The organism is Phaeobacter sp. LSS9, from assembly GCF_003443595.1.
Taxonomy (GTDB): domain Bacteria; phylum Pseudomonadota; class Alphaproteobacteria; order Rhodobacterales; family Rhodobacteraceae; genus Phaeobacter; species Phaeobacter piscinae.
On record NZ_CP031956.1, the window covers coordinates 2,057,610 to 2,077,593 of the forward strand.

Consider the following 19,984-nt stretch of genomic DNA (forward strand, 5'->3'; position numbering starts at 1 on the left):
GCTGCCAGGATCATTGTCTAACCCAAAGCTATGCGGCTGCCCCCCTAACATTCAAGTTCAGATTGGCTGAATTTCCCGTGTGTCAAGGAACGAGCGGGCATGAACCCGCCGAATCGCGCTCAAACTTGATCACTTCGACGTCGCCCACGCCTGAAAACGAAAAAGACCGCGCTGGATGGCGCGGTCTTTTCGTTCTGCCATAAGGCGACAAAATCAGTCGTCGAGGCTGTCGAGATAAGCGATCAGGTTCACCCGATCCTTCTGCTTCTTCAACCCGCTGAAGCTCATGGTGGTGCCCGGCGCGTATTGCGACGGTTTGGCCAGGAAGGCATCCAGCTCTTCTGCTGTCCATTCACCGCCAAGACCGGCCAGAGTGGCAGAGTATCCAAAGCCATCCGCCGCGGCGATCGGACGATCAACCACCCCATAGAGATAGGGGCCAGTGGCGTTTTCACCGGCTTCGAGTTTGTGGCAGGCGGAGCATTTCTTGAAGACCTTGGCACCTTTGCCAACGTCTGCAGCGGCCATCAGTTCACCAAAGTCTACGACTTCAGCAACTTCTTCCGCACCTGCCTCTTCCACTTCAATCACATAAGAAGCCTCGCCATGGCTTTCGGTATGATAGAGTTCCTCTGCGGCCCATTTGCCCAGAAGGAACACGAGGAACGCGCCGCAAACGCCTGCGGTCGCTTTGGTAAGGGTCATCGTGTCAAACATGATCGCGAGTCCATTTCAGCTGTCTGGGAGGGTGTCTAAGGCTTCCCCTCTCAAGTGGCAAGGTATAGACAGCGCGACGAAACGCCCGTTTTTTGAAGTTTTGCACGGATGTCGCAGTTATGACCCAGAGAATTGCCATTCAGGGGGAGCTTGGCTCCTACAGCCACGAAGCCTGCCGCAAGGAACGCCCAGATATGGACGTGCTTCCCTGCCGCAATTTCGAGGACGCCATTGACGCCGTGCGCAGCGGCGCGGCTGAATTGGCCATGCTGCCGGTGGAGAATTCCACCTACGGGCGCGTTGCCGATATTCACCGCCTGCTGCCGCACAGTGGTCTTCATATCATCGACGAAGCCTTTGTGCGCGTGCATATCAATCTTCTTGGCGTTCCGGGCGCGCAGCTTGCAGACATCAAGGAGGCGCATTCGCATCTCGTACTGCTGCCGCAATGTGCACGGTTTCTAAGCGAAAACAACATCCACGGCCGTGTCAGCCCCGACAATGCCCGCGCCGCCCGTGACGTGGCCGAACAGGGCGACAAGACCCACGCTGCGCTGGCCAGTGAACTGGCTGGGGAGATCTACGGTCTGGAGGTTCTGGCCCGCCATATCGAGGATCACGGCAATAACACCACCCGTTTCCTGACCATGTCGCGCGAGCCGAATATGGACCGCCGGGGCAACCATGGAATGATCACCAGCTTCGTCTTCCAGGTCCGCAACATACCTGCCGCACTCTACAAGGCGATGGGTGGCTTTGCGACCAATGGCATCAACATGACAAAGCTCGAGAGCTACATGGTCGACGGGTCCTTCACCGCGACCCAGTTCTATGCTGATATTGATGGCCATCCGGACGATCCCAATGTCCGCCTCGCCATGGATGAACTGGCCTATTTCACCACAAACATCGAAATCCTGGGGGTTTACCCGGCGAATGACGATCGTTTCTGATCTGTAATTCGCGTCAGGCGGAGCGGCCAACCCGGTCTTCGGTCTGTTTGGCAAACTCGGACACGCGTTTCTTGAAGCCGCGGTTCAATTTGCTGCGCGCAAGCTTCAGGGATTGAACCATCAAACGCCCCGACAGCGTCTTGGGTGTCAGCGATAGGGTCACCGACAAGCGGGTGCGCTGCGGCGACAGGGCCAGCAACTCGATATCCATCACGCCATCGAGGCCGCTGCCTGTGCCGGTCAGCACCATCTGCGTCACCGGTTCATAAGTGCTGAGCGATAGGTGCAGATTGCGTTTCTTGCCGCGAAACTGGAACTCGATCTCCCAGGCCAGCCCGTTTTCGGGATGATGAACATCCCCCATCCGCTGCACATCCACACCCCGACGCAGCGCCATACGCTCCATGTTTTCGAAATCTGCGATTGATCGAAAGACTTCTGCAATTGGTGCGTCGATGTCTTCTTTGCTGGAAAAATCCATGGGCGTCCTGTTGTTACAGCGGATCGGAAAATCCGATGGCGGTCTTGTACTGACTGCTACTATTCGTCTCAATCCAGCGTATCTGCAAGCCAGTTCTGCAACAGAAAATGCGCAATTGCACCTTTGCGCGGCTGGCGAATATCGGGATGCTCCCCTTCGAATACCGTCATCATATCCTGACGTGAGACCCAGATCGCATCTTCGATCTCTTTGGGATCAATGGTGATCTCACGCCCCAGCGCCTCGCCCGCGCAGCCGAACATCAGCGACATTGGAAATGGCCAGGGCTGACTGGACAGATAGCTGACGGCACCGACCTCTACACCGGTCTCTTCCGCAGTCTCACGCCGCACAGCGGCCTCCAGTGTTTCGCCTGGTTCCACGAACCCGGCCAGCAGGGAATACATCCCCTCGGGCCATCCCGGCGACCGCCCGACCAGTACCGCATCGCCATGCGTGATCAACATGATCACGACGGGATCAGTGCGCGGAAAATGCGCGGCGTCACAGCTGGGGCAGACCCGCTGCCACCCCGCCTGCGCCATATCGCTTTTGGCACCACAGCAGGCACAATACCCATGCGAATGATGCCAGCCAAACACCGCCCGTGCGGTCGCCGCCAGTTCTGCGTCCTCGCGGCTGAGCTGGGCCATAATGCGCCGCAGTTCGAAAAATCCAGTGTCCTGCGGCAGATCCGGATGCCGCTGCTCGCTGTTATCCACAAAGGCGCGCAGCGCCATATCGTCAAGGTTGTCCGGCTGCCAGTCACTTATATCAACCGAGAACCGTGCCCGCCCTGCCGTACAGATCCCGAGAAAGACAGCACCCGCCGCCGTGCCCGTGACCACAGGATGATCGGGCCGGATCCAGGCTAGAGCCTCAGGGACAATCGTGCCGCCTGATGCCACGGCAGCCTCTGAAGGCAGGGTGCACAATGGCTTTCCACGCCAGATCAACAGGATACGACAGTTCTCGCCTTCCCACAGCGCAGCCAAGGCCGCAGGCTCGTCCCTGAGATGCGCCGCCCGGTCCAAACCACTGCCGCCAAATGTCACCTGTTCTGCCTGTCGCATCGCCCCGTCCCGCTCTTTCGCCTGTGCACAAATGTGCCGCAGCACCTGAATCCGTCAGAGACATGCAGCCCTAAGCTGAAAAGCTGTTTCCTCTGCGCCACAGTGGCCTAGAAATATTCCGACCCCTCGACGTAGGTGAAAGCCGCAAATCCGCGGCATCTCAAGAGGAAAGCAACGCGATTGAATAGAATTTTCAGCAATAAGCGGCTTTCGAGTGTCACATTTGATTGCTTCAAAGAGACAAACAGGCTTGTTAATAAATTGGCAATCAACGCCACCTCGGGATTTACCGTGCGACCTCTAAGAAATGCCACATGACAGGATCGGATCAAGCCGACGACAGTAAGGTCGGATCCCTGCGCATTCTGGCGACCACGGATCTTCACGCAAATCTGCTCAGTCACGATTATTATTCCGATCAACCTGATCCTGCGCTGGGGCTATCGCGCGTGGCCACGCTGATCGCGCAGGCGCGCCGTGAGGCCGCCGCAAGGGGTGCTGCCACCCTGCTTCTGGACAATGGCGACAGCATTTTTGGAACTCCGATTGCAGAGCGCCCGCTAGAGCTTAGCGATATCCGCGCCGCGCCGGTTGCACGCGCATTTGATCTGCTCAACTATGACGCCATCGGCCTTGGAAATCACGACTTCGACTTTGGGCTGGATCAGTTGCGACAGGCGCTATTGCGGATCAGCTGTCCGGTGCTCTGTTCAAATATGCGAGCACTGGATCCGCAGCTGTCCCTTCCGTTCTGCCAATCTATCGTGCTCGAACGCGACCTCCCCGATACCGCAGACGCGCCGCCCTTGCGCATTGGCCTGCTCTCTGTCCTGCCAATGCAGACCCTCAAATGGGCGGCTCATCTGCTCCAAGGCAAAGTCACGATCGACGATATGGTGCAATCCGCCCGCGACCATGCCGCTGCCTTGCGCGCAGAGGGCTGTGACATTGTCGTGGCGCTTGCCCATACCGGGATCGGAGAGCGACGCGCCACATACGGCATCGAAAACGCCCTTCATCCGCTGGCAAATCTTGGCCTGCTGGACGCGATAGTCGGCGGTCATACCCATCTGACGCTCCCCGATCCGCGCCATCCGGTTTCCGTGCCGATCGTGATGCCCGGGGCCCATGGCTCACATCTCGGCGTAATCGACTTGCAGGTCACGTGGCGTTCTGATCGCTGGGCAGTCACGAAGGCCACCAGTACGCTCCGCCCGATCGCCAGACGCAAAACCATCGGCGGTGCCGGTGGCGTGCTGACACCTCTTGTGGCCGAAGATCCTGCAATGATCGCCGCCCTCGCCGAAGATCATGCCGAAACACGGATCCGCATGGCGCAACCTGTGGGCCGCACCAGCCAACCGCTGCATTCCTATTTCACTTTTCTCGGTCGCGATCAGGCCCTTGCGCTGGTGGCTTGGGCTCAGGCGGCCGCGGTGCGTCCGGCCCTGACAGATACCGTTGCCAGCAATCTGCCCCTGCTCTCAGCGACAGCTCCCGGCAAATTTGGCGCACGTTCCGGCCCCTCAAATTATACGGATGTGCCGGTCGGCCAGATGTATATGCGCCATGTCGTAGATATCCAGCCCTTCCCGAACGAGCTGCGCACGGTGGTTCTGGATGGCGCCAAGCTGCGCGACTGGCTGGAGATGTCGGCCGGATTGTTCAGTCAGATCGCCCCCGGCACCTTTGGCTCGCCCTTGCTGGACGAAGATAGGGCCGGCCACAATTTCGATGTTATTTTCGGCGTCCAATACGATATCGATGTCTCCGCACCAGCCCGGTTTGGCAGCGATGGCGAGCTGGCGAATCCGGACAGCCACCGGATCCGCAACCTCCGTTGGAAAGGCGCACCAGTGCGTGACAGTCAACATTTCGCGGTGGCAGTCAGCAGCTATCGCATCGGCGGTGGCGGTAACTTCGCCATGGCACAGGCTGCTACGCCACTGCCGATCCCCCCATTGCGGGTGAGAGACGTGATCCGCGACTACGTGGCCGGGCGTCTTGACCGTGATCCATTGGAACACGAGCCTCCGCCCTGGCGCCTATTCAGCCACGCCTCCACCGAGGCCGAGATCTTTACCGGCCCCGGAGCCCGCGCCTATCTCAGCGATCTTGATCCGTCCCGCCACAGCCTGCATGGAACCACACCCGACGGGTTCCTGCGGATTGGCGTCAGATTGTAAGATCAAAGCATATGATCGGCCTCGCGGCTCCGTTCATATTGCGCATCGCACGGGCTTGCCATTCCCCGCCTGCCCTCCTATATCGGAGGTCGAGAGGTTGGCGCGGGCAAGCGCCTCGCCAACCTGGTCAGATCCGGAAGGAAGCAGCCACAACGAGCCCCGCTTGGGTCGATGTCCAACCTCTCACCTTTCTCTTTCTCTTTCATATGAGATGGCTGGTCCATGGCAGTGAGCGCGTAGCATCACTTCCGCATAAGAGATACCAATAAACGCAATATGTAGAGGCCGCTGGATTGGCGACACCAGATATAGCGCCAGCGCGGATCAGTAATTCCGGGGCATATCCGACGAAACGCTTGACGACTCGCCCCCGCCCCCGCTAGCTCTTCGATAGATGGTTCCTGTATCGCCTTCGGGTGGTCAGGATGAAAAGGGAACACGGTGCGAGATGGCAGACCTGCCAGATCAATGCCGCGACTGCCCCCGCAACTGTAAGCGGTGAGCGACCCCGGATTATGCCACTGATGCCAAGGTCCATCTGGACCTGTCGCATTGGGAAGGCCCCGGTGTTGTGACGACCCGCGAGTCAGGAGACCTGCCATCTGATAAGAAACTCGAAACCAGGCGGGGTGTTCTGGCAGGGTCTGCATGTCTGCCCATTGGCCTGCCAGCTCTGACCATTCATCCCCTCCTTCGCGCGGAGGGCGCAATGAACTGGACTGATACAACACACCGCTACTCACTCAGCAATTGCCAACATCTGGGACAACCCTGCCCTGCGGCAGAACGCATGCTGTCACGCCTAACCGCTGCTTTGGGACAGGCCCGTGCGGTCACAACTGATGACTTTGAAATTGCGGGCAACTGTGAACTGACCGCCTGCGACCGGCCCTGCCAGGCACGGTTTGCGGCCAGCCATGATCGTATCCGCATCTACTGCGGCATCTCTCCGGAGGCGGATCAGGGCAGCCTTGACCATTTCGCGGATGCACTTTTCTGCCAAGCTGCGCACAGCCGCCCCATCACCCGTCTGCCGGAATACCCCTGTGGCCTGGCTCAGGCTCTGCCCTTGACACCAAAGCCCGGGATCGCGCCAACGCCGCTACAATCCGTGCCCGCCTGACAACCCACAACAACCTGTTGAGCGGGCCTTCGGCGACGCGCTGCGTAGCGATCCCAAGTCAGCGCGCGTTGCCGGGAATGCGTCTTGGGCCATAGGCCCAGGCCATCTGCTCCTCGGTTTCAATGGCACAGGGGCGCACCGCGCGCAGGCGCGCCAGCGCCAGATCGGGCCGCTCGCCGCATTCTGTCATCAGTCGCAGCACAACCATTCCCGACCGGCCACAGCCGCCCCAGCAATGAACCAACACCCGACCACCCCCGACAAGCGCTTTGCGGGCCATATGGCTGGCTTCAGGCCAACGGTTCAGGATGTCCGGAGGTGGCGTGCTGAAGTCGGGAACCGGCAGGTGGATCCACCGGCTGCCGAGGCTCTGCAAATCACTGCCGAGGCTCGCTGCGCCGACAGCGACGTGTTCCTCATCCGTGGTCATGGAAATCACCAGCCCGGGCTGCCATTCTCGAATATGTTCTATGTCGGCCTGATAATCCCCGCTTGCCCCCGGCAGCGGGCACAGCGCCAAAATACCATCCGCCACGGATAGCGCGTGCAGCACCAGCGGTGCGCCTCTCTGCGCGCTATCGGTATTACCACCCTCAGATCCATGCTCCATTGTCAGCCCCCACTGCCAAGCACGCCGCAAACCCTGCGCCACCAATCCCCCCGGATGATCACATCCTTCAATGTAGCGGTCCGCCCCTCCGGCACCTAATGGTTTCTGGGTCCGCTCTGGCGGTGGACACCTGCGCCTCCTGGATCTGCATCAGCGGTGGACGCCACGCGCGCGCTTGCCTACTTTACCCGAATACAAACGACCGACCCCCGAATCTGGCACGAGAGATCATGAGCGACACAGCAGGCGACACAGCAGGCCAATCCCAATACCAGGTTCTGGCACGCAAATACCGGCCCGAAACCTTTGCCGATCTGGTGGGCCAGGACGCCATGGTGCGGACGCTGAAAAACGCCTTTGCCGCCGACCGGATTGCCCAGGCCTTCATCATGACGGGCATTCGCGGCACTGGTAAGACGACAACCGCACGGATCATTGCCAAGGGCATGAACTGTATCGGCGAGGATGGTCAGGGAGGCCCCACCACAGAACCCTGCGGCAAATGCGAACATTGCACGGCGATCATGGAAGGTCGGCATGTCGATGTGATGGAGATGGACGCCGCCTCGCGCACCGGGGTGGGTGACATCCGCGAAATCATCGATTCGGTGCAGTACCGGGCAGCCTCTGCCCGCTATAAGATCTACATTATCGACGAAGTCCACATGCTGTCGACCTCCGCCTTCAACGCGCTGTTGAAGACGCTGGAGGAACCGCCCGCACATGTGAAATTCATCTTCGCCACCACAGAAATCCGCAAGGTGCCAGTAACGGTACTGTCGCGCTGCCAGCGTTTCGATTTGCGCCGGATTGAGCCGGAGGTGATGATTGCACTGTTGCAAAAAATCGCAGGCGCTGAGAATGCCCAAATCGCCGAGGACGCGCTGGCCCTTATCACCCGCGCCGCCGAAGGCTCTGCCCGCGATGCCACCTCGCTCCTAGATCAGGCGATTTCGCATGGCGCCGGCGAGACAACCGCGGATCAGGTCCGCGCCATGTTGGGGCTGGCGGATCGCGGGCGGGTCTTGGACCTCATCGACATGATTTTGCGAGGCGATGCGGCTGCGGCGCTGACCGAACTCAGTGCGCAATATGCCGAGGGCGCCGACCCGCTGGCCGTGCTGCGTGATCTGGCCGAGATCACCCATTGGGTGTCCGTGGTGAAAATCACCCCCGATGCGGCTGAAGATCCCACCGTCAGCCCGGATGAGCGCGCCCGTGGCAGCCAAATGGCCGAGGCGCTGCCGATGCGTGTCCTGACGCGGATGTGGCAGATGCTGCTGAAGGCGCTGGAAGAGGTCGCCGCAGCCCCCAATGCGATGATGGCGGCCGAAATGGCGGTGATCCGCCTGACCCATGTGGCAGATCTGCCGACGCCTGAACAGCTGATGCGCACCCTGCAGGATACGCCGCCGCCCCCGCCACCCAGCGGTCATATGAACGCGCCGACGGGGAACTCTGGCGGACCATCTGGCGCCCCCCAAGGCGCAGGCGGTTACGTCCCCCAGCAACCCGGACCGCAGGGCGGCATTCCAAGCGGTCCCCAGGGCGGACCAACGATGTCGACAGGCAACGGACAGGCAACCGCGCTCGCCCCGCAGGTAGATAGCGCGCTTGCCCGCTATCCCAGCTTTGAGCATGTGATCGAACTGATCCGGGTAAAGCGCGACGGTTTGCTGCTGGAATATGTGAAAACCTACCTGCGTCTGGTGTCCTATCAACCCGGCCGGATCACCATCCAGCCCACGGATGACGCGCCCAAGGATCTCGCCGCGCGTCTGGGCCAGCAGTTGCAGACCTGGACCCATGCCCGTTGGGTGATCTCCCTCGCCAATGAGGGTGGCGGTGAGACGATCACCGAACGTGACAACGCCGCAGAGAACGCCCTGCGAGCGGAGGCCAGCACCCACCCGATGGTGCAGGCGGTCCTTGAGAGCTTCCCCAAGGCGAAGATCAAACACATTCGCACAGCAGAAGATCTCGCCGCCGAGGTCGAAGCAGACGCCCTGCCGGAGGTCGAAGACGAATGGGATCCCTTCGAGGAAGAGTGACTTGGGCGATAGGCTTCATGGCGACGCTAGTTCCCGCCGCAGCAACTGCAGAGGTCTGTGATAAGGCACGACCGTATTGGCACCCAGATGATGGTGGTCCGGCCACCGCCTGGGATGAGTTGATTAACCTCTCCACCCTGCCCGTGTCGCTTGCGTTGCTTGCCCTCGCGGGCATCGCTCTGGCCACAAGAAACCGCCCGACCTTCGTAATCGCCGCCGTGCTTTGGGCCGGCATCGCCTTTGTCGTTGCGGTTGACCGATATGAAAACGCGCTTGATTATGTGGAAGCCTACGCCCTTGCTGAAGGCTGCCTTGGACCACCCCACTTGTTCATCGGCCTCGCAATTGCAATATGTGCGGTGATGACTTACGGCGCCCTGCGCCCTCGCACTTAGGAGAAAACAGATGCTCAAAGGCCTCGGCGGTCTTGGCGATATGGCCAAGATGATGAAATCGGCACAGGAACTGCAAACCAAAATGGCGCAGATGCAGGAAGACCTGCACAATGTCATGGTCACCGGCGAAGCAGGCGCAGGCCTGGTGAAGGCAACGGCCTCGGCCAAGGGCGATCTGAAAGCGCTGGATATTGATCCCTCGATCTTCAATGGCGACGACAAGGAAGTTGTCGAAGACCTGATCCTCGCCGCGATCAAGGATGCACAGGCCAAAGCCGCAGAAAAAGCGCAGGAAGAAATGGCCAGCCTGACCGAAAGCATGGGCCTGCCCAAGGACATCAAGCTGCCGTTCTGAAGCTCGGCACCATAGACACAACATCAGGCGGCCCTCGGGTCGCCTTTTCTTTTGTGCGCTGCGCGCCCGCAAAAACAAAACCTGAACAGTTGCCCTGCGCCCCCTTGTACTACGAGGGCGCAATCAGCCTATATAGCGGGGCAGACAGGGGTGTTAAGCATGATCAAGAACTCAACCACCGATATCGAAGATCTGATTGCCCTGATGGCCAAGCTGCCGGGGCTGGGGCCGCGCTCTGCCCGCCGGGCTGTGCTGCACCTGATCCGCAAACGGGCTCTGCTGCTGACGCCATTGGCCGAGACCATGAGCGAGGTGGCCGCCACCGCGCGGGAATGCCTCAATTGCGGCAATGTTGGCACCGGTGATCTCTGCACCATCTGCGAGGATATGACCCGTGAGAACGGCGAGCTCTGTGTGGTGGAGGATGTTTCGGACCTCTGGGCTATGGAACGTGCGGGTGTCTTCAAAGGGCGCTATCACGTGCTCGGCGGGACGCTCTCGGCCTTGGACGCAGTCGGCCCGGAGGATCTGCGCATTCCCCGTCTGGTGGACCGGGTGCAGGCCGAACAGGTCAACGAGGTCATATTGGCGCTCAACGCCACAATCGACGGTCAGACGACGGCACATTACATCGCCGATCAACTCAGCGGTCAGGTCCGTCTGACATCGCTGGCACAGGGTGTGCCCATCGGCGGAGAGCTGGACTACCTCGACGAAGGCACCATCACAGCCGCCCTGCGCGCGCGTAAGGACATCTAAAGCGTTGCAGCGGGCCAGATGGCAGGCCTCGCCCCATCGGCTTCTGACGAGAGTAACCGAGGCCAGCTGTAAGACCCGCTCATCGCCAGAAAAACGCAAGTTGCATCCGGCAATCTGCCAGTGGTCGAGTCTATATTTTCAAGAGAAGAATGGTGGCGTGGGGGAGACTCGAACTCCCGACCTAACGATTATGAGTCGTTCGCTCTAACCAACTGAGCTACCGCGCCGTCGGGGTGCGAGGTACGCCAGCCACGCCCGCGCGTCAAGGCGGAAAAGTCAGAAAAATGCAGGGATCGGCATCGAAAGGCGAAATTTCTGTGACGGTCGAATAATCGACCTCCACGCACCCCATCCTGCGTCACAAAATCGCCGTGGTGGCACCTGCAGCATCAGTCACCCCCAGACGTAAAAAGACCACGGAACGCAGCGCGCACCGTGGTCTTTGCTATCTGACATGCCGCCACTCCGGCGGCCTGCGGATCTTAGAAGCGGGGATCGATGTTGTCCTCTTCCTCATCTTCGTCGTCACCACCGGCAGGCAGGTTGAAGAAGCTGTCAGCATCCACAACAGTCTCTTCCTCGGCCGCATCAGGCTTGTCGCTGCCACCCAGAGTGAAGGTTTCGAGACCTTCGATCGCAGACGGCATGCGGGGTTCCGCGTCCATATCCAGCGACTGTTCCGTCGACACCAGCTTGCGACGCTCGTCATCGCTCATCACGCCACCTTCAGCAGCCTTCTTGGCCGCAGCCTTCTGGACGGCGGCGTCCAGCTCGGACTGCTTGCACAGGCCCAGAGCAACCGGGTCAATCGGCTGGATATTGGCAATGTTCCAATGGGTCCGCTCGCGGATCGCCTGAATGGTCGGTTTGGTGGTGCCAACCAGCTTCGACACCTGGCCATCGGACAGTTCCGGATGGAACTTCACCAGCCAGTAGATCGAGGCCGGGCGGTCCTGACGCTTGGACAGCGGGGTGTAGCGCGGGCCACGGCGCTTTTCTTCGCCAGCGGCAGCCGGGTTGAACTTCAGCTTCAGCTTATGCAGCGGATTTTTCTCGGCCTTGTCGACCTCGTCTTGCGTCAGCTGGTTGTTGGCAACCGGGTCGAACCCCTTGACGCCCGCAGCCACATCGCCATCTGCAATGCCCTGGATTTCCAGCTCGTGCATGCCAACGAAATCGGCGATCTGTTTGAAGCTGATCGTGGTATTGTCCACCAGCCACACGGCGGTCGCCTTGGCCATCAACGGTTTTGCCATGCGCTCATCTCCTTAATAACACGGTTGTCCCAGATACATCTTTCCCGTCGCCTGAAAGAGGCTTCCCCGATTTGGGGCGGTTTCCGTTGTCGGGGAACTTCAGTTCTATATAGTCGCGATGTTTCTATAAGGAAAGAGGCGAATGCGCGGGATCAAACTGGCCCTGATGGCGGCCCTTATTGCAGTCATGGGCATCGGGCTGAACGTCGGCACAGCAACACCGACAAAGGCCGAAGGCGAGATTGCCGGACAATTCGACTATTACGTTCTGGCACTCAGCTGGTCACCGAATTGGTGCGCACTGGAGGGAGATGCCAGGAAATCCGACCAATGCGACCCCCGCCATGACCACGGCTGGACCCTGCATGGTCTGTGGCCGCAGTTTCACCGCGGCTGGCCCAGCTACTGCCGCACTGCCGAGGCCCCGCCAAACCGCCAGCAGACGCGGCAGATGGCGGATATCATGGGAAGCCCCGGCCTCGCCTGGCATCAGTGGAAGAAACACGGCACCTGCTCTGGCCTGTCGCCCCGCGCCTATTTTGAGCTGTCAAGACAGGCTTATGCGCAGATCAAACGCCCCGCCGCCTTCCGCAAACTGCAGCAACCGGTGACCCTGCCTGCGAGCTTGGTCGAGCAGGCTTTTCTGCAGGACAACCCAGAGCTGGCCCCCAACACGCTGACCATCACCTGCCGCGACGGTCACATACAGGAGGCACGGATCTGTTTGTCCCGCGATCTGCAACCCGTCCCCTGCGGCCGCGACGTGATCCGCGATTGCACACAGAAAAACGCGGTGTTTGAGCCGATCCGGTAACCCCTCTGTCAGGTTGATACGGCTTCTGCCCGCAGACCCGCTCGGCTGGCGACCCTCGCCCCCTCGCACCATAGTGACATACTTTGCGCTGATTTTATGGTATCATGCGGGTACGCACCGGCTTGGGGCGTCACTGATCCGGACCGACTACGCCCGCCTCCACCTGACCCGCCCCCTCTGTGCGCCCTGCGCCAACACGAGAGGAAGGATCATGGAACGCACCATCGGAAATCCCATCAGCTGGCTGGCTAAGTCTTTTGGCCTAACCAGTTCTCACGTCTCCGCCTCGGTGGACCACCTTGGTAGCGACAAGGTTGGTGAGATGCCGCGCGTACTGCAATTGGACATCACGGATCTGGGCGCTGCCTTGCGGGCCGGCTGGCAAGATTTCACCGCCTGCCGATCCGACGCTATGGCACTTGTCTTCCTCTATCCGCTGATTGGTGTTGCCCTGGTGGTTCTCAGCCTGTCGATGAACCTGCTGCCATTGGTGTTCCCGCTGGTTCTGGGCTTTGCGCTGATCGGACCGGTGGCCGCTGTCGGGCTGTATGAGATGTCATCGCGCCGTGAGGCCGGGTTCACGCCGCGCTGGATGGACGCCTTTGCGGTGCTGCGGTCTCCCGCGTTTCTGTCGATTTTGATGCTGGGCCTGTATCTTGCCGCGCTCTGCATCCTGTGGCTGACGGTCGCCGCCGCCATCTACAACCGGACACTCGGCCCTGAGGCCCCGACCTCCCTCAACCTGTTCATACAGGATATCTTCACCACCGCCCCCGGATGGGCAATGTTGCTGATCGGCAGCGCGGCGGGCGCGATCTTTGCATTTGCCGCGCTCGCGGTCAGCCTTGTATCCTTTCCGCTGCTGTTGGACCGCCATGTCGGCCTCCCGATCGCAGTGGCCACATCCCTGCGGGTGGTGCGTCAGAACCTTCTCGTCTCGCTGCTTTGGGGCGTCATCGTCACCGCCTTACTCATTCTTGGTGCGATTCCGATGTTTGCCGGCATGATCGTGGTCGTCCCTGTACTGGGGCACGCCACCTGGCATCTCTATCGTCGTGCCATCGCGTGACGGCAAGCAAGGGAAGCTGCGGGTGACACCTGCTGAGCCACCCACCCAGTGCGGTCTACACCTCGCCACCGACCTCCAGTACGATTTTCCCGATGTGGCGCGATGCCTCCATCCGGGTATGGGCGGCGGCCGCATCCTCTAGCGCAAATGTCTGATCCATCACCGGGGCAAACTTCCCCGCCTCAATCAGCGGCCAGACCACCTCGCGCAGATCCTGGGCGATCTGCGCCTTGGCCAGATCGCTCTGCGGGCGCAGGGTTGAACCGGTCAGCGTCAGCCGCCGCGCCATGATCTGGGCAAAGTTCAGCTCAACCTTTGGCCCGGACAGAAATGCAATGTGCACCAGACGTCCATCATCCGCCAATGCGCGCACATTGCGGGGAATATAGTCACCGCCCACCATATCCAAAATCAGATTGGCACCACCTTCACTCTTCAATACCTCGACGAAATCCTCGTCCCGGTAATTGATTGCCCGCTCGGCCCCCAGCTTCAGGCAGGCCGCACATTTCTCATCCGACCCGGCGGTGGTGAACACCCGTGCGCCCAGCTGCGATGCCAGTTGAATGGCTGTTGTCCCAATCCCGGACGAGCCACCATGCACCAGGAACCGCTCCCCCGCCTGTAGGCCACCACGGGTGAAGACATTGGACCAGACGGTGAAGCAGGTTTCCGGCAGGCAGGCCGCCTGCTTCAGTGAAAGCCCCTCAGGAATTGGCAAGCAATGCGCCGCCGGGGTCGCCACATACTCGGCGTAGCCTCCACCGGGCAGCAAGGCGCAGACGCGGTCGCCCACAGTCAGCGCGCTGACCCCCGCCCCAAGGGCAACAACCTCGCCCGAGGCTTCCAGCCCCGGCAGGTCGCTTGCGGTCGGGGGCGGAGCATATTTGCCAGCACGCTGTAGCGCATCGGGGCGATTGACGCCTGCATAGGCGACCTTCACCACCACCTGCCCATGGCCGGGCGTCGGCACCGGGCGTTGACAGGCCTGCAGGACATCCGGGCCACCGGGCTCCTGGATCTCAATCGCGCGCATCATTTCGGTCATTGGCATTCCTCCGCTGTTGTCACTGACTAGCAAAGGACGCCCGGCTGTCATAGGTCCCGCACCGCTGCGGATCGCGGTAACGTTGCGCGGCTCAGCGCCGCGGCGCGGACCAGCTGCCCGGCAGGTCATCACGGGTGCCGGGCGCCTTGATCTGCTGCGCCAGCCAGTTCGGCCCCACCAGAAGGGGTTTCAGCAGAGGGTTGGACTGCACCTGCGCCTTCAGCTTTTCGAACTGCATGACATTGTCGATCCGACGATCCAGAAACTCCCAGCTGGCCTGATGCTCCAGACTGTCGTCCCCCAACCAATAGAGCACCGTCGCCGAATAGACCCCGGCAAGCGAGCCGCGCTTGGTGTACCAGTTGATATCCTCGGATGCGTCACCCAGTGCAGTCCAGATCGCATCGCCCGTGCCCCAGATCAGGCGAACTCCGTCGCCCGCGTATTGCGGCAGGGAAAACAGTGTGGTGCCGCGGCGCACGGCTTCCTTGTCATCGACCACTTCCAACCTCAGCCGCACGGCACGTACGATCTTGTCGCGAAACCGCAAGCCGGTCATGTCCTCTTCGGCCAGACAGTCAAGCATCAGCTGGTCGCCGCGTTTGTGAAAGGCAATCGCCAGATCCACCGCCCCACGCGGGCACAGCGCCTCGGCCAGCGCTGGCGTGATCCCTGCGTCCTCGACAGCCGCCGCAAACGTTTGCGCGCTCCAGCCATCAAAGGGCACATGCAACAGAGCTGCATCCAGCAGTTGCCCAATGATATCTCCTGCCTCAGGCTCAGTGCGCGGGTCGGTGTGATCCTCAATCGTCATGGTCTCGCCTTCCGAAATTTCACGTCTTACTAATTGCAATCGCATCTGTTTGACACAAGATATCTGATGCCGCAGGGGCAATATCCACCCGGCCAATCGTCTCACTGGCGCGCCGCCGTCAATCGCCGCAGTGGCCCTGCCCGGCAACTGGCCCGGTACTGGACAAGCTAGGGCGACCTTGCTATACGGCCACTTCCTGCAAATCCTTGCAACTCAACTTAGAAAGGTGGTGAAAACCACATGCAGGTTAGTGTTCGCGACAACAACGTCGATCAGGCGCTTCGTGCCCTGAAGAAAAAGCTGCAGCGTGAAGGCGTCTTCCGTGAAATGAAGCTCAAGCAACATTTCGAGAAGCCGTCCGAGAAAAAAGCGCGCGAGAAAGCTGAAGCGATTCGCCGTGCCCGTAAACTGGCACGTAAGAAAGCACAGCGCGAAGGCCTCCTCTGAGCCCTTTGTCCGCAGTTCTGGACGCAAAATGACGACCCCCGAGGCTCAGCCGCGGGGGTTTGTCGTTTTTGGCCTCCCCATAAATAGCGAGTGCGACAATCCGTCACTTATAAACTTAATATTTTATCAAAAAATACACGCAATACGTGTGTTCGTTTTGAACAAACTGCGCTACTGTGGTTAATGCACGGGCAGGCTGACGCGTTTCCCCAGCAGCTGCCCGCTCCATCGGATTTGGAACACCCGATGGTCTAACCCGGAGCAGGCAGCGTCTCCCCCCCATCAGGCGCTTGTCTTACCCCCTTACAACCAAGGCATTTGCCGCTCCGGGTTCCTTCTTCCCCGCCTCATCCCCGAACAGAAAATGACCGCATGGCACATCTGCGCCCGTTTCCAGTGCGGCGGCCACGTCAGCTCAGGTCAGTAAATCTTGGGCACATAGAGGTCGTCCGGCAGCACCCGGCGCTCATAATCGGGCTTATATTCGCGATCCGGCAGCGACACGCGTTCACTTGGCACATCGCAATAGGGGATCTTGGTCAGGAGATGCTCAATACAGTTCAGCCGCTCGCGCTTCTTGTCGTTCCCTTCCACGATATACCAGGGCGCTTCGGGAATGTTGGTGCGCTCGAACATGTCCTCCTTGGCCTTGGTATACTGCTCCCAGCGGATGCGGCTCTCCAGATCCATTGGCGACAGTTTCCACTGCTTCATGGGGTCGTGGATCCGCATGAGAAACCGCAGCTGCTGCTCCTCATCGGTGATGGAGAACCAATATTTCAGCAGGATAATCCCGGACCGGACCAGCATCCGCTCGAATTCCGGAACGTCCTGAAAAAACTGCTCGACCTGATCATCGCTGGCAAAGCCCATCACCCGTTCGACCCCGGCCCGGTTGTACCAGGAGCGGTCGAAGAGCACGATTTCACCTGCGGCCGGCAGGTAGGGTACGTAGCGCTGAAAATACCACTGGCTCTGCTCACGACGGCTGGGCGCAGGCAGAGCGACCACACGCGCCACCCTCGGGTTCAAACGCTGGGTGATCCGCTTGATCACCCCACCCTTGCCGGCACTGTCGCGGCCTTCAAACAGGATACAAACTTTGGCCCCGGTGTGTTGGACCCAATCCTGAACCTTGATCAGCTCAGCCTGCAACCGCAGCAAGTTGCGAAAATAGACCTTGCGATCCAGCATCTCCGGGTGTTGTGACCGGTAGATCTTGCGCAATTCCATCGACAGCATCGGCTCGGCGAATTCGATCTCGAAATCCTCGTCCAGCGTGTCCTGAAGTTCGGCGTCCAGCCAGTCAAAGGAATCAGGGTCATGGTCGCTGGTCACACTAAAGCTCCTTGGTCGGTCTTTGGTCAGTCACGCGGCTGTAGCAGGCGGATGTGATCGTTTCGTGTCACAGTCAGGCAAGCGATGAGCACTGTCAGCCCCTCTGGTCGCTGAAACAGACCAACGCGTCCCGCAGGCCGCGCGCCAGCCGGATCGGAACAGGGAATCGAATATTGGCGGCAGACGCAAGGGGGCATGCTGCCCGCGCGGCCAATTACCCGCGATGATCGCTCAAAATCATATCAGCTGCCTTTTCCGCGATCATGATCGTCGGCGCATTGGTATTGCCGCTGGGAATCACCGGCATCACGCTGGCATCAACCACCCGCAGCCCGCCAACTCCGCGCAAGCGCAGCGCTCCGTCCACCGGGGCCGCCTCCTCCGCGCCCATCCGTACCGTGCAGGTCGGATGAAAGATGGTTGTCCCGATCGCACCTGCCGCCTGCATCAGATCCGCCTCATCATCCGAACCGCCGCCGGGTTTCAGCTCCCGCGGTGCATAACGCTGCATGGCCCCCTGCCCCATAATCGCCCGCGCCTGCCGGATGGCCGCCACGGCCACCTGACGGTCGCCTTCGGTCGAGAGGTAATTCGGTGCGATCCGGGGCGCCTGCATCGGATCCGCGCTGGCGATAGCCACCTCTCCCCGGCTTTCAGGGCGCAGGTTACACACGCTTGCCGTCAATCCCGGAAAATCATGCAGCGGCTGACCAAAAGCGTCCAGCGTCAGCGGTTGAACGTGATACTCCAGATCCGGCGTCGCCAGATCCGGGCGTGAACGGGAAAACGCCCCGAGCTGACTGGGAGCCATCGACATCGGACCGGAACGGCGCATGGCATATTCAGCCGCAATCTTTGCCTTGCCGATCAAAGAATTCGCCAGTGTATTGAGCGTCTTTGCCCCTTTCAACCGCCAGGCGCAGCGCAGCTGCAGATGGTCCTGCAGGTTTTGACCGACCTCAGGCATGTCCCGCTGCACCGCAATCCCGTGGTCGCGCAACAGCGCTGCCGGGCCCAGACCAGACAGTTGCAAGATCTGCGGGCTGTTGATGGCCCCGGCCGACAGCAGCACCTCACCGCCCGTCCGCGCTGTTTTCACCGCGCCGCCCTGACTGTATTCCACCCCCACGGCACGGCCATTCTCGATCAGGATGCGCCGGGTGTGGGCGCCGGTTTCTACCTTCAGGCTTTCACCAGTCGCCGTGCGCAAAAACGCCTTCGCGGTGTTCATCCGCCAGCCGTCCCGCTGGTTTACCCGAAAATAGCCGACGCCCTCATTGTTGCCGGTATTAAAATCAGTGACTTTGGGCAGGCCCCATTCCGCAGCAGCCTGCATCCAGTCGTCCAGTACATCCCAGTGCAGGCGCTGGTTTTCCACCCGCCATTCGCCGCCTGCCCCGTGCATGTCGGATGGGCCATCGACGTAATCCTCTGATTTCTTGAAATAGGGCAGCACATCATCCCAGCCCCACCCGGTGAGCCCGCGCTGGCGCCAGCCATCATAGTCCGCCGCCTGGCCGCGCAGATAGAGCATTCCGTTGATGGACGAACAGCCGCCCAGCACCTTGCCGCGCGGATAGATCAGCGCGCGCCCGTTCAGCCCGGCCTCCGCCTCGGTTCGATACATCCAGTCAGTGCGCGGGTTGTTGATGCAATAGAGATACCCCATCGGGATATGCACCCAATGGTAGTTGTCCTTACCGCCCGCCTCCAGAAGCAGCACCCGCTGGCCTGCCGCGCTCAATCGGTTGGCCAACACGCAGCCCGCGCTGCCTGCGCCGATAATGATATAGTCCCAATCCATACGCCCCCGCCCGCGACAATCCTGCCGTCTTGTTCTGTCGGGGCAGTCTTTCCCAGATCCCCCCGCCTGACAAGCCACGCAAAGGCGCGCGCAGACGCGTAGATCAGACCGGAAGCGCCGTGGTTTTAAACACCGTGCGCAGCGCAAAGGAACTCTGCATCTGCGCCACACCAGGCAGCCGGGTCAGGTGTTGGCGATGGATGCGGGCAAAATCATCGGTGTTTTCAGCCACCACCTTCAGAATGTAATCCGCCGTCCCCGCCATCAGATGACACTCCAACACATCGGGAATGCGCCCCACCGCCTTCTCAAAGGCATCCAGCAGCTCATCCGCCTGGCTCTGCAGCGTGATCTCCACAAAGACGGTTGCCGGCAGGTTCATCTTGCGCGCGTCCAGAAGAGCGACGTAGTTACGGATATACCCGTCTGTCTCCAACCGTTGCACACGCCGGTGGCAGGCGGATGCCGACAGGTTTACCTGTTCGCTCAGTTCGGCGTTGGAAATCCGTCCCTGCTTCTGCAACACCTGCAAGATGCGACGATCTGTGTGGTCAAGTGACATATTACGAAAGATCCTTCGATGAAGGATGAACATATTAGAAGAACCTTCGATATGCACCTTTTTATTTCGCCTAAAAAAGCAGCAAATCTCATCGCTCCTGCGGCATCATAGCGCAAGCATGCTGGAGGA

20 protein-coding genes, 1 tRNA gene, 1 other RNA gene and 1 riboswitch are annotated in these 19,984 nt (G+C 60.4%); of the genes, 11 read left to right on the forward strand and 11 right to left on the reverse strand.

The features are described from left to right. Positions 1–213: 213 nt before the first annotated feature. The gene (locus D1820_RS09780; protein ID WP_096872636.1) at positions 214–717 is read right to left on the reverse strand and encodes a cytochrome c family protein; all 504 of its coding nucleotides are present in this window, start codon (positions 715–717) and stop codon (positions 214–216) included. A gap of 119 nt (positions 718–836) precedes the next feature. On the opposite strand from D1820_RS09780, the gene D1820_RS09785 reads away from it, so the two are divergent. Further along, entirely contained in the window at positions 837–1,670 is an 834-nt protein-coding gene (locus D1820_RS09785) for a prephenate dehydratase (protein ID WP_102896245.1), read from the forward strand. A gap of 13 nt (positions 1,671–1,683) precedes the next feature. Here D1820_RS09785 and D1820_RS09790 read toward each other — a convergent pair whose 3' ends face one another. Together D1820_RS09790 and nudC are read right to left on the reverse strand one after the other, a co-directional pair. Continuing rightward, the gene (locus D1820_RS09790; protein WP_102896244.1) at positions 1,684–2,151 is read right to left on the reverse strand and encodes an SRPBCC family protein; all 468 of its coding nucleotides are present in this window, start codon (positions 2,149–2,151) and stop codon (positions 1,684–1,686) included. Positions 2,152–2,219: 68 nt separating this feature from the next. Continuing rightward, positions 2,220–3,224 (reverse strand): NAD(+) diphosphatase, encoded by a 1,005-nt coding sequence (gene nudC, locus D1820_RS09795; RefSeq protein WP_118068830.1) that lies wholly within the window; start codon positions 3,222–3,224, stop codon positions 2,220–2,222. A gap of 314 nt (positions 3,225–3,538) precedes the next feature. Here nudC and D1820_RS09800 point away from each other — a divergent pair, with 314 nt between their 5' ends. From D1820_RS09800 to D1820_RS09810, 3 genes are all read left to right on the forward strand, one after another. Continuing rightward, positions 3,539–5,410, forward strand: coding sequence for a 5'-nucleotidase C-terminal domain-containing protein (locus tag D1820_RS09800; RefSeq protein WP_118068831.1), 1,872 nt, complete (start codon positions 3,539–3,541; stop codon positions 5,408–5,410). 90 nt (positions 5,411–5,500) lie between these two features. Continuing rightward, positions 5,501–5,599: signal recognition particle sRNA small type (gene ffs / locus D1820_RS09805), an RNA gene on the forward strand. 189 nt (positions 5,600–5,788) lie between these two features. Further along, a riboswitch (cobalamin riboswitch) is annotated at positions 5,789–6,028 on the forward strand. A 91-nt stretch (positions 6,029–6,119) separates the two neighbouring features. Beyond that, positions 6,120–6,533 carry a hypothetical protein gene (locus D1820_RS09810; protein WP_162894085.1) on the forward strand — a complete coding sequence of 138 codons (414 nt, stop codon included), beginning with the start codon at positions 6,120–6,122 and terminating at the stop codon, positions 6,531–6,533. A 58-nt stretch (positions 6,534–6,591) separates the two neighbouring features. Here the strand turns inward: D1820_RS09810 and D1820_RS09815 are convergent, their stop codons facing one another. Continuing rightward, entirely contained in the window at positions 6,592–7,143 is a 552-nt protein-coding gene (locus D1820_RS09815; RefSeq protein WP_118068835.1) for a protein-tyrosine phosphatase family protein, read from the reverse strand. 230 nt (positions 7,144–7,373) lie between these two features. Between D1820_RS09815 and D1820_RS09820 the strand changes: the two genes are divergently transcribed. From D1820_RS09820 to recR, 4 genes are all read left to right on the forward strand, one after another. Next, positions 7,374–9,194: a DNA polymerase III subunit gamma/tau gene (locus D1820_RS09820; RefSeq protein ID WP_118068836.1), complete on the forward strand. Its 1,821-nt coding sequence runs from the start codon at positions 7,374–7,376 to the stop codon at positions 9,192–9,194. A gap of 17 nt (positions 9,195–9,211) precedes the next feature. Next, positions 9,212–9,589, forward strand: a complete 378-nt coding sequence (locus D1820_RS09825) for a hypothetical protein (RefSeq protein WP_162894086.1) — start codon at positions 9,212–9,214, stop codon at positions 9,587–9,589. 10 nt (positions 9,590–9,599) lie between these two features. Continuing rightward, a complete protein-coding gene (locus D1820_RS09830) occupies positions 9,600–9,944 on the forward strand; it encodes a YbaB/EbfC family nucleoid-associated protein (protein WP_027248612.1) in 345 nt (114 codons plus the stop codon). A 159-nt stretch (positions 9,945–10,103) separates the two neighbouring features. Continuing rightward, the gene (gene recR, locus D1820_RS09835; RefSeq protein ID WP_118068839.1) at positions 10,104–10,703 is read left to right on the forward strand and encodes a recombination mediator RecR; all 600 of its coding nucleotides are present in this window, start codon (positions 10,104–10,106) and stop codon (positions 10,701–10,703) included. A gap of 150 nt (positions 10,704–10,853) precedes the next feature. Here recR and D1820_RS09840 read toward each other — a convergent pair. Both D1820_RS09840 and D1820_RS09845 read right to left on the reverse strand, forming a co-directional pair. Beyond that, positions 10,854–10,930: transfer RNA gene (locus tag D1820_RS09840), tRNA-Met, on the reverse strand. Positions 10,931–11,185: 255 nt separating this feature from the next. Beyond that, complete coding sequence (locus tag D1820_RS09845) at positions 11,186–11,959, reverse strand: DUF1013 domain-containing protein (RefSeq protein ID WP_118068841.1); 774 nt, start codon at positions 11,957–11,959, stop codon at positions 11,186–11,188. A gap of 142 nt (positions 11,960–12,101) precedes the next feature. Between D1820_RS09845 and D1820_RS09850 the strand changes: the two genes are divergently transcribed. After that, the gene (locus tag D1820_RS09850; RefSeq protein WP_118068842.1) at positions 12,102–12,773 is read left to right on the forward strand and encodes a ribonuclease T2; all 672 of its coding nucleotides are present in this window, start codon (positions 12,102–12,104) and stop codon (positions 12,771–12,773) included. A 211-nt stretch (positions 12,774–12,984) separates the two neighbouring features. Continuing rightward, the gene (locus D1820_RS09855) at positions 12,985–13,842 is read left to right on the forward strand and encodes a DUF2189 domain-containing protein (RefSeq protein WP_118068844.1); all 858 of its coding nucleotides are present in this window, start codon (positions 12,985–12,987) and stop codon (positions 13,840–13,842) included. A 55-nt stretch (positions 13,843–13,897) separates the two neighbouring features. Here D1820_RS09855 and D1820_RS09860 read toward each other — a convergent pair whose 3' ends face one another. After that, positions 13,898–14,890, reverse strand: coding sequence for an NAD(P)H-quinone oxidoreductase (locus tag D1820_RS09860; protein ID WP_118068846.1), 993 nt, complete (start codon positions 14,888–14,890; stop codon positions 13,898–13,900). 91 nt (positions 14,891–14,981) lie between these two features. After that, the gene (locus tag D1820_RS09865) at positions 14,982–15,704 is read right to left on the reverse strand and encodes a COQ9 family protein (protein WP_118068847.1); all 723 of its coding nucleotides are present in this window, start codon (positions 15,702–15,704) and stop codon (positions 14,982–14,984) included. Between the two features lie 240 nt (positions 15,705–15,944). Here D1820_RS09865 and rpsU point away from each other — a divergent pair, with 240 nt between their 5' ends. Beyond that, positions 15,945–16,151: a 30S ribosomal protein S21 gene (rpsU, locus tag D1820_RS09870; RefSeq protein ID WP_005614280.1), complete on the forward strand. Its 207-nt coding sequence runs from the start codon at positions 15,945–15,947 to the stop codon at positions 16,149–16,151. Between the two features lie 420 nt (positions 16,152–16,571). Here rpsU and ppk2 read toward each other — a convergent pair whose 3' ends face one another. The 3 genes from ppk2 to D1820_RS09885 all read right to left on the reverse strand — a co-directional run bounded on the left by ppk2 (position 16,572) and on the right by D1820_RS09885 (position 19,855). Continuing rightward, on the reverse strand, positions 16,572–17,489 hold the full coding sequence (gene ppk2 / locus D1820_RS09875) for a polyphosphate kinase 2 (RefSeq protein ID WP_014875915.1): 918 nt from the start codon (positions 17,487–17,489) through the stop codon (positions 16,572–16,574). 214 nt (positions 17,490–17,703) lie between these two features. Further along, complete coding sequence (locus D1820_RS09880) at positions 17,704–19,293, reverse strand: GMC family oxidoreductase (RefSeq protein ID WP_118068849.1); 1,590 nt, start codon at positions 19,291–19,293, stop codon at positions 17,704–17,706. Positions 19,294–19,396: 103 nt separating this feature from the next. Then, a complete protein-coding gene (locus D1820_RS09885) occupies positions 19,397–19,855 on the reverse strand; it encodes an Lrp/AsnC family transcriptional regulator (RefSeq protein ID WP_024095888.1) in 459 nt (152 codons plus the stop codon). Between the last annotated feature and the right edge of the window lie 129 nt (positions 19,856–19,984).